General features: G+C 33.7%; 17 protein-coding genes. 15 read left to right on the top strand and 2 right to left on the bottom strand.

Going from position 1 to position 13,140, the window contains the following annotated elements:
- Window positions 1-12: 12 nt before the first annotated feature.
- The 6 genes from ACSZOX_RS05065 to ACSZOX_RS05090 all read left to right on the top strand — a co-directional run bounded on the left by ACSZOX_RS05065 (window position 13) and on the right by ACSZOX_RS05090 (window position 4,432).
- Complete coding sequence (locus tag ACSZOX_RS05065; protein ID WP_437918727.1) at window positions 13-447, top strand: hypothetical protein; 435 nt, start codon at window positions 13-15, stop codon at window positions 445-447.
- A 234-nt stretch (window positions 448-681) separates the two neighbouring features.
- Window positions 682-1,458 carry a pentapeptide repeat-containing protein gene (locus ACSZOX_RS05070; protein ID WP_437918728.1) on the top strand — a complete coding sequence of 259 codons (777 nt, stop codon included), beginning with the start codon at window positions 682-684 and terminating at the stop codon, window positions 1,456-1,458.
- 372 nt (window positions 1,459-1,830) lie between these two features.
- On the top strand, window positions 1,831-2,649 hold the full coding sequence (gene panB, locus ACSZOX_RS05075; RefSeq protein ID WP_437918729.1) for a 3-methyl-2-oxobutanoate hydroxymethyltransferase: 819 nt from the start codon (window positions 1,831-1,833) through the stop codon (window positions 2,647-2,649).
- A gap of 20 nt (window positions 2,650-2,669) precedes the next feature.
- Complete coding sequence (locus tag ACSZOX_RS05080; RefSeq protein ID WP_437918730.1) at window positions 2,670-3,632, top strand: bifunctional helix-turn-helix transcriptional regulator/GNAT family N-acetyltransferase; 963 nt, start codon at window positions 2,670-2,672, stop codon at window positions 3,630-3,632.
- Window positions 3,632-4,042 carry a DUF2000 family protein gene (locus ACSZOX_RS05085; protein WP_437918731.1) on the top strand — a complete coding sequence of 137 codons (411 nt, stop codon included), beginning with the start codon at window positions 3,632-3,634 and terminating at the stop codon, window positions 4,040-4,042. The genes ACSZOX_RS05080 and ACSZOX_RS05085 overlap by 1 nt, the downstream gene beginning before the upstream one ends.
- 105 nt (window positions 4,043-4,147) lie before the next feature.
- Window positions 4,148-4,432, top strand: coding sequence for a PaaI family thioesterase (locus ACSZOX_RS05090; protein WP_437918732.1), 285 nt, complete (start codon window positions 4,148-4,150; stop codon window positions 4,430-4,432).
- A 271-nt stretch (window positions 4,433-4,703) separates the two neighbouring features.
- On the opposite strand, the gene ACSZOX_RS05095 is transcribed toward ACSZOX_RS05090, so the two are convergent.
- The gene (locus ACSZOX_RS05095; RefSeq protein ID WP_437918733.1) at window positions 4,704-5,627 is read right to left on the bottom strand and encodes a tetratricopeptide repeat protein; all 924 of its coding nucleotides are present in this window, start codon (window positions 5,625-5,627) and stop codon (window positions 4,704-4,706) included.
- A 102-nt stretch (window positions 5,628-5,729) separates the two neighbouring features.
- Between ACSZOX_RS05095 and ACSZOX_RS05100 the strand changes: the two genes are divergently transcribed.
- The 9 genes from ACSZOX_RS05100 to ACSZOX_RS05140 all read left to right on the top strand — a co-directional run bounded on the left by ACSZOX_RS05100 (window position 5,730) and on the right by ACSZOX_RS05140 (window position 12,069).
- Window positions 5,730-6,155: a hypothetical protein gene (locus tag ACSZOX_RS05100; protein WP_437918734.1), complete on the top strand. Its 426-nt coding sequence runs from the start codon at window positions 5,730-5,732 to the stop codon at window positions 6,153-6,155.
- 39 nt (window positions 6,156-6,194) lie between these two features.
- A complete protein-coding gene (locus ACSZOX_RS05105; protein WP_437918735.1) occupies window positions 6,195-6,644 on the top strand; it encodes a hypothetical protein in 450 nt (149 codons plus the stop codon).
- 513 nt (window positions 6,645-7,157) lie between these two features.
- Window positions 7,158-7,946, top strand: a complete 789-nt coding sequence (locus ACSZOX_RS05110; RefSeq protein ID WP_437918736.1) for an ankyrin repeat domain-containing protein — start codon at window positions 7,158-7,160, stop codon at window positions 7,944-7,946.
- Between the two features lie 60 nt (window positions 7,947-8,006).
- Window positions 8,007-8,201: a polymorphic toxin type 10 domain-containing protein gene (locus ACSZOX_RS05115; protein ID WP_437918737.1), complete on the top strand. Its 195-nt coding sequence runs from the start codon at window positions 8,007-8,009 to the stop codon at window positions 8,199-8,201.
- Entirely contained in the window at window positions 8,198-8,479 is a 282-nt protein-coding gene (locus ACSZOX_RS05120; protein WP_437918738.1) for an Imm27 family immunity protein, read from the top strand. Before ACSZOX_RS05115 ends, ACSZOX_RS05120 begins: the two co-directional genes overlap by 4 nt.
- Before the next feature lie 781 nt (window positions 8,480-9,260).
- Window positions 9,261-9,716, top strand: coding sequence for a hypothetical protein (locus tag ACSZOX_RS05125; protein WP_437918739.1), 456 nt, complete (start codon window positions 9,261-9,263; stop codon window positions 9,714-9,716).
- 25 nt (window positions 9,717-9,741) lie between these two features.
- Window positions 9,742-10,056, top strand: coding sequence for a hypothetical protein (locus ACSZOX_RS05130; RefSeq protein ID WP_437918740.1), 315 nt, complete (start codon window positions 9,742-9,744; stop codon window positions 10,054-10,056).
- A 470-nt stretch (window positions 10,057-10,526) separates the two neighbouring features.
- Complete coding sequence (locus tag ACSZOX_RS05135) at window positions 10,527-10,808, top strand: helix-turn-helix domain-containing protein (protein ID WP_437918741.1); 282 nt, start codon at window positions 10,527-10,529, stop codon at window positions 10,806-10,808.
- A 1-nt stretch (window position 10,809) separates the two neighbouring features.
- On the top strand, window positions 10,810-12,069 hold the full coding sequence (locus ACSZOX_RS05140) for a type II toxin-antitoxin system HipA family toxin (protein WP_437918742.1): 1,260 nt from the start codon (window positions 10,810-10,812) through the stop codon (window positions 12,067-12,069).
- Window positions 12,070-12,073: 4 nt separating this feature from the next.
- On the opposite strand, the gene ACSZOX_RS05145 is transcribed toward ACSZOX_RS05140, so the two are convergent.
- On the bottom strand, window positions 12,074-12,418 hold the full coding sequence (locus ACSZOX_RS05145; RefSeq protein WP_437918743.1) for a thermonuclease family protein: 345 nt from the start codon (window positions 12,416-12,418) through the stop codon (window positions 12,074-12,076).
- Between the last annotated feature and the right edge of the window lie 722 nt (window positions 12,419-13,140).

Genomic DNA, 13,140 nt, shown 5'->3' on the forward strand with positions numbered 1-13,140 from the left:
AATAATATCTAAATGGAGAAGAACACTTTAGATTCTTTGAAAGAAAGTTTAAAAATAGATGAGGCAACTAAGGTGGGCTGTTATGGTATTTTCCTTGATTGCAGTGACTCTAGGAAGGAAAAATACTTTATAAAAGCAAATAAGGAAGGATTAAATCTGTTTGCTTATCAATTATTGTGTGCAGCTCATGATCTGGCTGAACAGGAAAAAGAGAATGCATACGAGAGAATAGAACTTAGCCCAAGCGAGAACGTATGGATTTATAAGCACTCTGAAATTAATCTTGAATTTATTGAATCTCCTCAAATGCGTATTGAAGAAGAATCTGAATCAACTGAGGAGGGATGGAAAAACTGGGTCGAAAAAATTGGATGTTCAGTTCTATTCGTGTTTTTAATAATTTCTTTGGTTATTGGAATTATTACAATTTTTTCTCATCTATCTTGATTTTCAATAAAAAGAAATTGGATACTTCTTTTTTTTGTGTTTTCTCTTTTTTAGTCATGTTTAAGGGTTGAAAATGATAAAGTTAGCATATCGATGTATTATAACCAGTTACTATGTTAATTTTTCTGACATACAGTATGTGAGTGTTTATACTTCGAAAAAAAGAATTATTGATACAGTTTTTAATGAAAATCCTGGGGAATTGTCAGTATAGAAAATTAGGGCGACATTGGTATGGAAATTTTTGAAGGAAAAAATATTGAACAAAAAGATCTAGAGTTTGTCGATTTTGAGGATAATCAATTTATAAAATGTACTTTCTCAAAATGTGTAGTTAAAGACAAAAAAATATGCGGGTCAAAATTTAAAAATTGTAGTTTTTATGATTGTCAATTTATCAATTGCAATTTTAATTCGGCAATGTTCCAAGGGGTTGGCGTCTGGAAGGGCTGTCTATTTGAATCAAGTGACTTGTCGAAGGTAATTATTGGCTCTATTCGATTGGAGGCATCGTCATTTTTGAGGAATAGAATTAAAGAAACTACATTTGATGGTACTTCTTTCAAAAAGATCGTATTTGAGGGAGAAATATTATCAGCATGGTTTTACGGAATACCTTACTCGGCTAATCTGTATAAGAGAGATTTTTTGTTCAAAAAACAACCTAAGGATCTAACGACCCCAGTTATTGATTTCACAGATTCGCTATTTAAAGATGTTACTTTTTCCAGAGGGATAGACCTATCTAGAGTTATTTTTCCTAAACAGGAAAATTTTTTAATTATAAAAGATCCTAAACGTTTTTTCGAGTCCTTTTTATCAGAATCAGAAAGAATTTTTTCAGATATTGAATCTCTGACCTTTTGTAAAAGACTGGTAGATAGTTTGTTTTTTAAACCTGATAATCATATGATGCCTTTGGTTACGGTTAATTTGGGGATATTTTATCCATCCTTAAATGCAGAAAGAGATGGTAAAATTGTTGAAATTTTAAGGAAATTAGCTGTGTAGTATCCTTAGTTTCAAATGGAAAGCAATAATCAACTTTTTAGCACTTAATTGTCAAATTAGATTTTTTGTGCACTGTCTATGGATAGCGTACAATTATTTTAATATTCCTTTAGACTTCACTGAAATCTCTCGTGAACCATTTAAAAGTCGGAAGATTTTTCGCCGTTTATCGCATATTAAAGTCGGACAATAGCATTGAATCTGTAAAAGCAGAAGATATTTTTGGAAGGGAAAGTATTTTTACTAAGTTTGTATAACTGGTTATGTAATTGATTATTTGAAAATAACCATATAGTGAGCATAGTAAGAAAAAATCTTAACGCAGAACTAATGCAAGAAGTAAGGGAAAAATTATCCAAATAGAAAAAACAAATGTCAGTTCATACAGAAGATAGAAAAAAGATAACTGTGCTTCAACTCAAAAAAATGAAGCAACAAGGTGAAAAGATAACTGTACTAACAGCCTATGATTACACAACAGCAAAAATAATAGATGAGGCAGGGATTGATGTGATATTAGTTGGTGATAGCGCCTCCAATACAATGGTCGGTAATCCAACCACTTTGGGCATTACACTTGATCAGATGATCTATTATACAAAATCTGTAGTAAACGGAACTAAAAGATCCTTGGTTATAGCCGATATGCCCTTTGGTACAGTATCGGGAAATCCCTTAAAATCGCTCGACGCCGCAATACGGATGATGCAAGAGACAGGAGCAGATGCCATTAAAATAGAAGGAGGTGCAGAGATAAAAGAAGATGTAAAAAAAATAATTGATGCAGGCATTCCCGTGATGGCACATTTAGGACTAATGCCCCAATCTATCAACAAATATGGAACGTATGCAATCCGAGGAAAAGAAGAGGCGGAAGCAAAGAAACTTATTGAAGATTGTCTTTTAATGGAAGAATTAGGAGCATTCGGCATATTGCTTGAAAAAATCCCAGCAAAACTTGCTTCCCAAATTTCGAAACAAATAAGTATTCCTACAATCGGTATAGGTGCAGGTGTAGAAACAGATGGACAGGTCTTGGTTATACAAGACGTAATGGGTATGAACAAAGATTTTTCACCCAAATTTTTAAGACGTTATGCAGATTTGCATACCATAATGACAGAAGCAACAAAGCATTATATCAGTGATGTAAAAACAAAGAATTTTCCCAGTGAAAAAGAGAGCTATTAAGATATCGTAAAAACTAAAATATGGATTTATTCAACAGAACAGGCAAAATGGCATTGGGGAGTAGATTACGTCTACTAACAGCAAGAGTTACGGAAGATGCGGCAAAAATATATGAGCTCTACGATGTGGATTTTTCACCAAAATGGTTTCCTGTATTTTTTGTTTTATCAGAAGACGGAAAAAAAACTATTACAGAAATAGCAACCGAAATAGGACACTCCCAGCCATCAGTTACAAAAATTATTAAGGAAATGGCAAAAGGAGGATTGGTCAAAGATAATTTAAAATCAGAGGATAAACGTAGAAATGTTGTGGGATTGACGGAAAAAGGACAGGAATTAGCCTACAAAATAATAAAGATACAATGTGCCGACATTGACGTAGCCATTGATGGAATTATCGCAGAAGCTACACATAACCTTTGGGAAGCGTTAGCAGAATGGGAATTTCTTTTAGAACAAAAATCTATGTTCAAGCGGGTTCAGGAAGAAAAAAAAATGCGCGAAAGCAAAGATGTTGAAATCGTAGACTATGAGCCTAAATATCAATCTACTTTCAAATCCTTGAATGAAGAATGGATTTCTTCTTATTTTGAGATGGAAGAAGCCGATTACAAGGCCCTGGACCACCCCGAAGAATATATTCTTAATAAGGGTGGACAAATATTGGTAGCGTTATATCAGGGCGAACCTTTAGGTGTTTGTGCCTTGATTAAAATGCAGGACAAAAACTATGATTTCGAAATGGCCAAGATGGCGGTTTCACCTAAAGCACAGGGAAAAAATATTGGTTTTTTGTTGGGAAATGCCATTGTGAATAAAGCCAAAGAATTGGGGGCTTCAAAAATTTATCTTGAAAGCAACACTGTGCTCAAACCAGCAATCAATTTATACTATAAATTAGGGTTTCAAAAAATAGTAGGTCATACCACACCATACAAACGATGCAATATTCAGATGGAGTTGAACCTAAAAAAGTCATAATGTACCATACAAAAGTAGCAGTCGTTATTTTGGACGACCTTTTGCCTTGGCAAAAAATGAATGTGGTTTCTTTTCTCGCGGGTAGCGTTGCCTTATCTTTTCCTGAAGTACATGGCGAAGAATTCGTAACCGCAGATGGAAGAAGGTTTTTACCTTTTATAAAAAATCCAACTTTGGTGTATAAAGCAGATAATTCTGAAAAACTTAAGCGAGCCTTTAAACGTGCAAGCGATAGAGATTTAGCGATCGGAATTTATACGCGACCATTATTTGCAACTCGATCAGGAGAAGAGAATGTGATTGAAATTGCCAGTAAAAATGTTGATGAACTTGATCTAGTTGGTATTATAGTTTATGGTGAGAATAAAAAAGTAGATAAGGCACTTGACGGACTGAAATTTCATGATTAGGCTTACCAACTCAATAAATTAAATTAATTTTCAAATCTATACATATCATTAAATGAGAAATTTATGTACGATAGAATAAACAAGAGTTTTGTAAAACAGGGAATAATGAAAACTCTAAATGCGCAATTAGTGGAGGTCGAGAAGGGACAAGTGCAGATTAATTGTGCTTATTCAGAAGGCCTAACCCAGCATAATGGCTTTTTTCATGCAGGCGTTTTGACAACTATTGTAGATAGCGCTTGCGGTTATGCTGCATTAACTACCATGGCGGAAAATGCAAATGTCTTGACTGTAGAATTTAAAGTTAACTTTATGAAACCTGCAAGTACGGATAAGCTTATTGCAATTGGTAAGGTTCTGCAAGCAGGTCGAAAACTAACCATTTGTTAAGGATATGTTTATGATAGTAGTAAAGAAAAACTCATCGCCAAAATGACCGCTACAATGATTGCTGTATATTAATCATTGTAGCGTTGCTTTTCGCTTATAGAATAGTATTTTGTAAATTTCATTATTCCTCTTCGACCAAATATATCGATTTACATCTTTTTAAAATTACAACTAGCTTTTACAGTGTACTTGGCAAAAAGTTTCAAAAAATAAAAGCTGACATTAAAGACGATGATTGTGAATAGGGGGGATGTGAGTACTATATGATCTCTTATTTGCAATGTTCATTAATTCTGTCTTTTGCATAATCCGCTCCAAGTTCAAGAGCTTTATTCCAGTTTTCACAAGCTCTCTTTTCATCCTTTAGATTCAGATAAGTATTGCCCAAATTAAAATATGCCTGTTGTTTATCTTCTACGTCAGCATTGTCAAGTTGGAGGACTGTATGATAATCTGCAATTGCACCTTGATAGTCTCCATTTTCATCTTTAAGACCGCCTCTATTTACTAATGCTTTTGAAAACTTCGGTGCAATTTCGATTGCTTTATCGTAATCTTTAAGTGCGGATTTCCAAGCATAAAGCTCATTTTTAACAACTGCTCTTGAGTAATACGCGCTGGGCTCTTCGGGATCAATGGCTATTGTCAAACTCCAATTAAATATGGCACCACTTAAATCGCCATTGTTATAGCAATCAACTCCTCTGTCAAAGTAATAGTCAGATTTTGATGTATCTAAGTCCGGATATTTAGCAGACTTTGGGTCAAATAGTCCTCCATAAGCGTCAATTGCAGCATCAAATTCATAACCACGCTTGTACATATCTAATCCCCAATATAGTAAATTGTCTGCTGTTATTGGAAACTCATTCGTTTCGCCATTTATTTCCCAGAGTTCATCATTTTTTTTCAGCTCTTGAACCGAGTATAGATAATGAGTTTTAAGGAATTCACCCAGCTTTACTAGATTTTCTTTTTTGTCTGATACAAAAGTAAAATCCATTTTGGTCATAGTGTTCTCCTTAAGTCCATTCTCTGCCATATTATTAAAAACGTCCTCGGCAGAAACCATTTCTTTTCCAAATCCGTCAACAAAGTCGTCCCATGTGATAAACTTATTTTCCTTTTTATTTTGTGCACAAGCAGTTAATATAGTTAAACAGAGTATTAGTAGTGTCAGGTTACTGTTTCTCATTTTGGTAGTCGTTTTTTTATGCCAAAAAGATAGAAAATTTTTAGCTTATTTTTATATTCGGATTTTTGTCATACTTTGTAATAAGTAAGTGTTTTGTTATAAATGGTGAAATATATTTATGTAACAATACTTATATCGGGCATTTGTAATTTTATTGCATGTAACAGTAGTGCACCTTCAGTATGGTTGGTGGTTCGAACAGATTTCGTGTATAAATTAGATAGTATAGAATTACAGGTTAACGGAGAACATGAAATTTTTGTTGACACGATCTTAAAAGAAAAAGATTCTAGGTATCCTCACTTTAAGAAATTACTAAAAATTTCAGATAAACAGCGAGTTAACGTAATTTTCAATGATGTCGATACTTCCTTTATCGTTGATCCGACAAAATGTGAATTAGTATTTGTTGACCTGACCAATATGTATTTGTTGCAGGAAAATCCGGAAACTAATACAACTAGCGACCTTTTTTTCGGTAAAGCGTACGAAAGTATTGGAATAAAGTGCGTATTTGTACAAGAATAAAGATTGGATGTTTTCTTAGCTTAAAAATAATATGGAAATATGGAGCAACATTTTATAAAGTACACCTATGCGTTTTTTAAAACCCTTGTAGAACTTCATAGTTTTCGAAAAAAAAGAGAATCAAATGAAGGACAATCCTATGTGGTGGAGTATAGTTCAAGCAACTTTGTGATTAAAATTGAAAAGTACTTCCGAGAATTTTATGTCTCAGTATATAAGATAAATAAACCTGATCACGAAATCAATCTCTTTAATTTGTTGGAATACTTGACCCAAGGTGCTGAAAAAACACCTAAGTCTGATTACTTCCGAAACGAAAAAGATGTAGAAGAATGTTATAAAAAACAAATTGACCATATATCTACCGTGATACACGAAAACTACATATTAATAAATGATTTTTTTAGTGGGGATAGTTATGAGTTAAGGATTGAAGAATTTGAAAAGTATTGGAGGAATAAGCATCCTGAATTCTACAAAAAGGTATGATAAAGAAGAGCCGCTAATACGGACTTTAAGACTTTCTCAGAATTAGGGTTAAAAGATGGAATGAAAGCATCATCAAGTAGAGCCTTGGAGTTTGGAGGACAATTTTTAGGTGAAAGGATATAAGGAGTTGGTTCCGTGGAGTGTCAGGTAAGTTTCTGCTGACGGTGCGAGAGTTTCTAGAATGGGGACATCAGACATTCCAGGAACTCACGGTAGCGGATTTTACGTAAATTTTGAAAACTTTAATACCTAATTTTGCTAAACTGGTTAAAATGATGGTCGATTAGAACTATCATATTTATGTATGGTGGACTTGGATCTGCATTTGGTAATTGGGATAAAATAACTGCTTACCAATTGAAAACCGATCCGTTGACAATTGCTCAGGATGCAACTATTTTGCCAGAGGGCTAGGGAACATAAAAATGGTTTCACCTTATGGATGAGAGAGTAAAGTAAACGGGCATAGTATTATGAGTATGATTAAGAGTTTGGAAAAAAAATAAGAAGAATATGAGATATTTTCTAGTAATAATTATTTTTTTATGCTACAGTTGTGAACCACCTTTACCCGGTTTTGATTTCGATCTTTTCAAAGGAACTCCTGGCGAGAAGCTTGCAAATGCTGTTAGAGATCAGTCGGAAAAAAAGATTAAAGAAATACTAAGTACCTCGAATATTTCACCGGATATAAGGGAACCGATTCATGGACGCACACTATTGATGTTGGCGATTGCGAATAACTTAGAAGAGTCTGTAAAATTTCTATTGGAAGCAGGTGCAGATCCAAATATAAGAACTGGGAAAGCTGGAGGTGATGTCTTAACTCCGATGCTTTTGGCATGCAATCATATCTATAGACGACGAGTCTGTGACCTTGATGTTCTGGAAACCCTTATTGCGTATAAAGGAAATGTTAATGATAGTGTGCCTAAACAATTTCTAAACGCAGATTATCAGTCACTTAATACGCCTTTACTTGAAGCTTGTAAAGGCGATTGTTTAGAACTGGTTAAGTTGCTTGTGGATAACCGGGCTGATATCAATAACTATGACTATCGAGAAGGAATAGGTCCGCTTTCCTATGCAATCATGTTTAATAATCTAGAGACCCTCAGGTATCTTATTATCGACAGGAAGATAAAAATCCCTAAATATTGCTGTATTATCCAAGCTTATGCTGAAACTCCACGGATAGAAATGACTGTAGAAGAATCTTTAATGGATAATAAATATGAAAAAGGTTCGAAGAACGATCGTATGAGGAGTGAAATTATTTCTTATTTACAGGGAAATAGGTAGAGCCTTATTTCGGTAAGTTCATTACGTGATGAAATTACCGATTCACTTCATGACTGGCAGATGGATGAGCTGCTGTTTGAACTCGGGTATATTAAAGTAATTGAATTTGACACACCTGCAGTTGGTCTTTCATCTCCCATTAACCGATCTAACCCTAGCTTTGTGGGATTTGGAAGAACAGCTGGTGGCGCTAGAGAATTTACGATTCCGAACCAGACAATTCCATTAGGTGCAACGAAAAAAATTGTAAGATGATAGCAATCAAATCGAATGAATTTAAGCTTATAGGAGGAACAAAATTTGTAAATTCAGCTATTGAATTTGACGATGTAAGTGAACGGATATTTTTTCTGATAAATAATTATTTAAGAGAAATTGCTTCGGACGATAGTGGTTGGATTCGATTATTTCAAGATCCCAAGGATTTAAGATATTGGGAACTATCTTATCCAGATAATGAGATCGCGGGAGCAGGAGCTCCCGTTTTGAAAAACATAGCTAATGATTTGGTGAGAAAAAGATATAAATTATAACGAATATATTGACCTGCAATTTAATTTATAATGTCATGCTAAGCCAGCTTTACACTCCCATGCTTTATTTAAAAAACCTACACCAATTGTTACAGCTGGTGAGCCAGAAATATCTAATTAAATATATATGTACAACAGAAATCAATTGCTAGCTATAACTGTTGTTTCATGCTATTTCATTTTCTCAATGTTCCATTATTTTCGATACAAATATTTGGCGGATGTAAGGAACCTCAAAAAGGTAACAATAGTCAATACTTCATGTACGGCAGCACCAAGGATGGCTTCAGGTATTAAGGTCTCTTTTAACAATAAAGAGTATTCGTTGGGGCTTTCGTATGAAAGATGCTATAAATATGCTTCAGGAGATAAGATAGATCTATTATACGATCTAAAATATGACCAATTCTATCTCTCGGATTTTTTTAATTTTTACAAAACTCGTTTTATTTTTACCGGTTTAATTTTATTCGTATCACTCATCCCTTACAAATATTTGTACGGTCTTAAATACAAAAATCAATTAAGGTGAAATCCCTTTTGAGAAATGGCAATATAAATTTTCATCAAGAAGCTCGGACGAAGTGCAAATCCGTCTTCAAATATGGTCTAGAGTATATTTCAGAATGCCTATTATCAGGAAAAAACAAGCTAAATATCAAGCTTATACAAAGCCAGAGCTGGGTAATCAATGCCGTACAACCTTATTCGATACTGCTTATTTAAACTATCTAAAAGGCGCTCATTAACAAATGCAACATCACGATAAAATAGCAACAAAATGAAAAGCTTATTTATAATAATAGCAGTTACTACAGTTAGTTGTTGTAATAAACAACCAAAATCCGGACAAGATATATTTAGCAGTAAAATCGACCAGGATACTGTTGTATATTTGAACAACGATTATAAAATGACGATTTATTCAAAAGATGAAGTAATCTATGATTTTAAACTGTATAATATCAAAACCTCTGTAAAATTGAACGGAACACCTGAATTAATTTTAGTGGACGGTGAGATACCTGAGGGTTCATTGAGGGAAGATCATAATAATCCCAATGATTATAGAGAATATGAATGTGATAGTGCATATCAATATGCGATTGAAAAGATAAAAGTTGCTTTTGCACTTGAAAAAGGAATAAAAAAGAGACTTGATTTAGTAATTTATGATTCTGACTATAAAGATTTTATCAATGGTGGTTACACTTTAGTTAAACAGAGCGACAAATAACAAAACGCCAGGCATTTCTCGTAAAATGATCATTCCTCAAATAATTTTTTGGATTTTAATTCTTTCAACTTTTATAGCGATTACATTTGGACTTTTTTCTAGGTTTAATAAAAGATTTATTTTTACAAATAAAAATAATCCTATCAAGGAGCATAAGCCTAATATGTTGATCACAATGTTATTAGTAATTGCCATATTGTTGATTTTTTTTGCTTTTTATGCGCCTGTTCTTTTTACTAATTCTTATAGTTATTCAAATTTTGACAGTGCAACAGGAGTAATTGGTGATACAATAGGAGGTATTATGGATAGCTGGAGGTATAGATGGTTATGGGGCTAAATGGGAAAGTAAAAAGTATCATAGAAAATACTTTTCAAGGTACTTTATGTTACATAATTTCAACTGTCATTCATTGTTTTCATCTCCTTACACTTTTGTATATGGAAAACTTAAAGAAATATATGATAACGCTTCAGAGATAAATCGAGATGAGTTATTTGAGATTCCAATAGACTATGTTTACAAAAATTGAAAGAAGATGAATAGACTAATTCTCATGAGTATTTTGAAGCAAATAAAGTCGTGCTACTTTATCCTGGGGAACGAGATCTAATAGCAGGACAATTCTATCATAAAGACCAATCGGGCTTCGATGATAAATATTGCTATGTATTACAAATTCCAGCAAATAAAGATTTTGGTACGTGGAAGAATTGCATAGTGGATCGAGTAAGAAGTTTGTTTGATTTTTAGATTTGTTCGTTATTTCAGACATAATTGCTATTTTTGTTTGAAATAACAATCGTTTTATGAGAAAGCAACCTGTGTTACCCAAGTTTAAAGTTATATTGGAACAGATGGGCGAGAATATCAAACTTGCACGGAAACGCCGTAACTTGACTGCTGTACAAGTAGCAGAGCGAGCAGGTATAGCACGATCTACGTTGTATCTAGTAGAAAAGGGTGATACAAGTGTCGCTATGGGAGCGTATTTCAATGTATTACGTGTCTTAGGTCTGCAAGATGATTTTTTAAAATTAGCAGCAGACGATGTTTTCGGACGTAAACTTCAGGACTTAGATTTGTTGTAAGATGGCGGTAAATAAAACAGATATATACGTTTATGCGGATTGGATAGGTTTATCACAACCAACATTGGTCGGTATTTTGTCGGCTCATCAAGCTAAAGGTCGTAAAGCCTTTAGTTTTGAGTATGATAAAGAGTGGTTAAAGAGAAAGGAACAACGCTTAATTGATCCTGATATTCAATTTTACTCGGGACAACAATTTCCAAATAATAAAGAAAATTTTGGTGTTTTTCTGGACAGTATGCCTGATACATGGGGACGTACGTTGATGAAGCGTAGAGAAGCTCAACTTGCTAAGCTAAATGGAACGAAAGCCAAAACCTTATATGATATCGATTTTCTTTTAGGTGTTTATGACGAAACCCGAATGGGGGCTTTTCGTTTCAAGTTTGATCCTGATGGTGATTTTTTGGATAATGACACGGAGAAATCTACTCCGCCATGGTCAACGGTTCGTGAATTGCAACAAGCCGTCGTTCATTATGAAAACGATGAAGAAAATGAAGCTATTAATAAATGGTTAAAATTGCTCATTGCTCCAGGTTCATCTTTAGGAGGTGCTAGACCAAAAGCTAATATTGTGGATGAAAATAATGAATTATGGATAGCGAAGTTCCCTTCAAAAAATGATACCATAGATAAAGCTGTATGGGAATTTTTAACCTACAAGTTAGCGGTCAATGCTGGTGTTGAAATGGCAGAATGTCGCCTAGAAAAAGTTAATGGTCAATATCATACTTTCTTCACTAAACGATTTGATAGAGTCGGAACAGATCGAATTCATTTTTCATCAGCTATGACCATGACAGGAAATAACGAAGATACAATTAGAGATAATCCAGCAAGCTATTTGGATATCGTTGAATTTATCCAAGATAATGGTTGTCATGTCGATGAAAATTTGGCTCAATTGTGGCGAAGAATCGTGTTCAATATTGCTGTCTCTAATACAGATGACCATCTTCGTAATCATGGATTTATTTTGAATGATGAAGGCTGGCAGTTGTCACCAGCCTACGACCTCAATCCCTCTATTGACAAGGATGGACTAGTACTGAATATCGATATGCATAATAATGCTTTGGATTTTGAGCTAGCAAAAGGTGTAGGTGAATATTTTCGGTTGAATGATCGTCAAGTGGAAAGTATTATAGCTGAAGTTTTGACCGCTGTAAAAGATTGGGAATTTATTGCCAAAGAAATAGGTGTTTCAAGGGCTGAACAGGAATTAATGAGATCTGCATTTCGAACAGAAATAGATTAGTTTTTTATAAGTATAATTGAACTTTTTTATTGTTGGTTTCTCGATCAACCCATACAATTCCAACTTGTCTAGAATATCGATCGATATCTTTAACTTCTACGGTAACTGTTTTTGTAAAGAATAGATCAGAGGTAAACTTTCTAGCAACTGTTCCAAAATCTTGACCTGTCTCTGGGCAATAAATACCATATAATATTATTCGATACTGCTTATTTAAATTATCTAAGAGGGTTGTGGTATCACCATCTGTTATCTTGATAACCTGACCTTTCAACACAATTTGAGCATAACTAGTGTTGGATGCTAATAAAACTATCCAGAAAACATGTAGAAGCTTTGTTTGGAACATTAAAAATTAGCCTTATTATTAGTTTACTATATTCTTTTTTAATTGATTGAGTCAATTTCCTATTTATATTCTTCTAGATACGGCGACGATTTCAAAATAAATTACTCATACATTTTTGTTCTGCTGTAGCGAAAGATAAAGTCACCCCTAGAGCTTCAAAAAGAAAGTGTCCACTAGACGATCGTATTGCAGGACAGCATTCGGGATATTGAAGAGGTCGCTAAAATCGAATCATACAATAAATAGTATGGATTTTAAGTGTATCTAATTCGAAGCAATTGGAACCATCTTTAATATTCATATTGCCTTAAGCTATGTCACAGATGATCCAGTCGTGGTAAACAATATCTGTTTTTATCAAATGTTTGAATTTATTTTTTTTGTGTTGACTTTTTTTCTATTTTAGCAGAAACATATTAGCCTTTTGATAATTATGAATAAAATATTGTTTTCATCTGTCTAGCGTCCCGTGCCCAGATAATTCCATAACATTTATATCCTGTATCATACATTATGGTTTTGGATATTACTATGGTATAATATCGTGGGTTGACGTTTCAACGCTTTTTACAAATGTATTTAGTTGTGATAGCCTATTTTTTCAGGAGTGTAGATATCAATCCTCTGAATGTGTAGCGGTATTGAATATTTCGAAAAAAGAAACTTTCCTTTTTTTAATTGATTAAAAAAATAATTGTGATAGATACAATTCCAAAATTGGA

Origin of the sequence: Sphingobacterium sp. LRF_L2 (genome assembly GCF_965644235.1) — a bacterium.
In the GTDB taxonomy this organism is placed as follows: Bacteria; Bacteroidota; Bacteroidia; order Sphingobacteriales; family Sphingobacteriaceae; genus Sphingobacterium.

Excerpts from the sequence above, each read along its gene's own strand:
- ACSZOX_RS05065 (WP_437918727.1), top strand. The coding sequence starts at position 13 with ATGGAGAAGAACACTTTAGATTCTTTGAAAGAAAGTTTAAAAATAGAT.
- ACSZOX_RS05070 (WP_437918728.1), top strand. The coding sequence starts at position 682 with ATGGAAATTTTTGAAGGAAAAAATATTGAACAAAAAGATCTAGAGTTT.
- panB (WP_437918729.1), top strand. The coding sequence starts at position 1,831 with ATGTCAGTTCATACAGAAGATAGAAAAAAGATAACTGTGCTTCAACTC.
- ACSZOX_RS05080 (WP_437918730.1), top strand. The coding sequence starts at position 2,670 with ATGGATTTATTCAACAGAACAGGCAAAATGGCATTGGGGAGTAGATTA.
- ACSZOX_RS05085 (WP_437918731.1), top strand. The coding sequence starts at position 3,632 with ATGTACCATACAAAAGTAGCAGTCGTTATTTTGGACGACCTTTTGCCT.
- ACSZOX_RS05090 (WP_437918732.1), top strand. The coding sequence starts at position 4,148 with ATGAAAACTCTAAATGCGCAATTAGTGGAGGTCGAGAAGGGACAAGTG.
- ACSZOX_RS05095 (WP_437918733.1), bottom strand. The coding sequence starts at position 5,627 with ATGAGAAACAGTAACCTGACACTACTAATACTCTGTTTAACTATATTA.
- ACSZOX_RS05100 (WP_437918734.1), top strand. The coding sequence starts at position 5,730 with ATGGTGAAATATATTTATGTAACAATACTTATATCGGGCATTTGTAAT.
- ACSZOX_RS05105 (WP_437918735.1), top strand. The coding sequence starts at position 6,195 with ATGGAGCAACATTTTATAAAGTACACCTATGCGTTTTTTAAAACCCTT.
- ACSZOX_RS05110 (WP_437918736.1), top strand. The coding sequence starts at position 7,158 with ATGAGATATTTTCTAGTAATAATTATTTTTTTATGCTACAGTTGTGAA.
- ACSZOX_RS05115 (WP_437918737.1), top strand. The coding sequence starts at position 8,007 with ATGGATGAGCTGCTGTTTGAACTCGGGTATATTAAAGTAATTGAATTT.
- ACSZOX_RS05120 (WP_437918738.1), top strand. The coding sequence starts at position 8,198 with ATGATAGCAATCAAATCGAATGAATTTAAGCTTATAGGAGGAACAAAA.
- ACSZOX_RS05125 (WP_437918739.1), top strand. The coding sequence starts at position 9,261 with ATGAAAAGCTTATTTATAATAATAGCAGTTACTACAGTTAGTTGTTGT.
- ACSZOX_RS05130 (WP_437918740.1), top strand. The coding sequence starts at position 9,742 with ATGATCATTCCTCAAATAATTTTTTGGATTTTAATTCTTTCAACTTTT.
- ACSZOX_RS05135 (WP_437918741.1), top strand. The coding sequence starts at position 10,527 with ATGAGAAAGCAACCTGTGTTACCCAAGTTTAAAGTTATATTGGAACAG.
- ACSZOX_RS05140 (WP_437918742.1), top strand. The coding sequence starts at position 10,810 with ATGGCGGTAAATAAAACAGATATATACGTTTATGCGGATTGGATAGGT.
- ACSZOX_RS05145 (WP_437918743.1), bottom strand. The coding sequence starts at position 12,418 with ATGTTCCAAACAAAGCTTCTACATGTTTTCTGGATAGTTTTATTAGCA.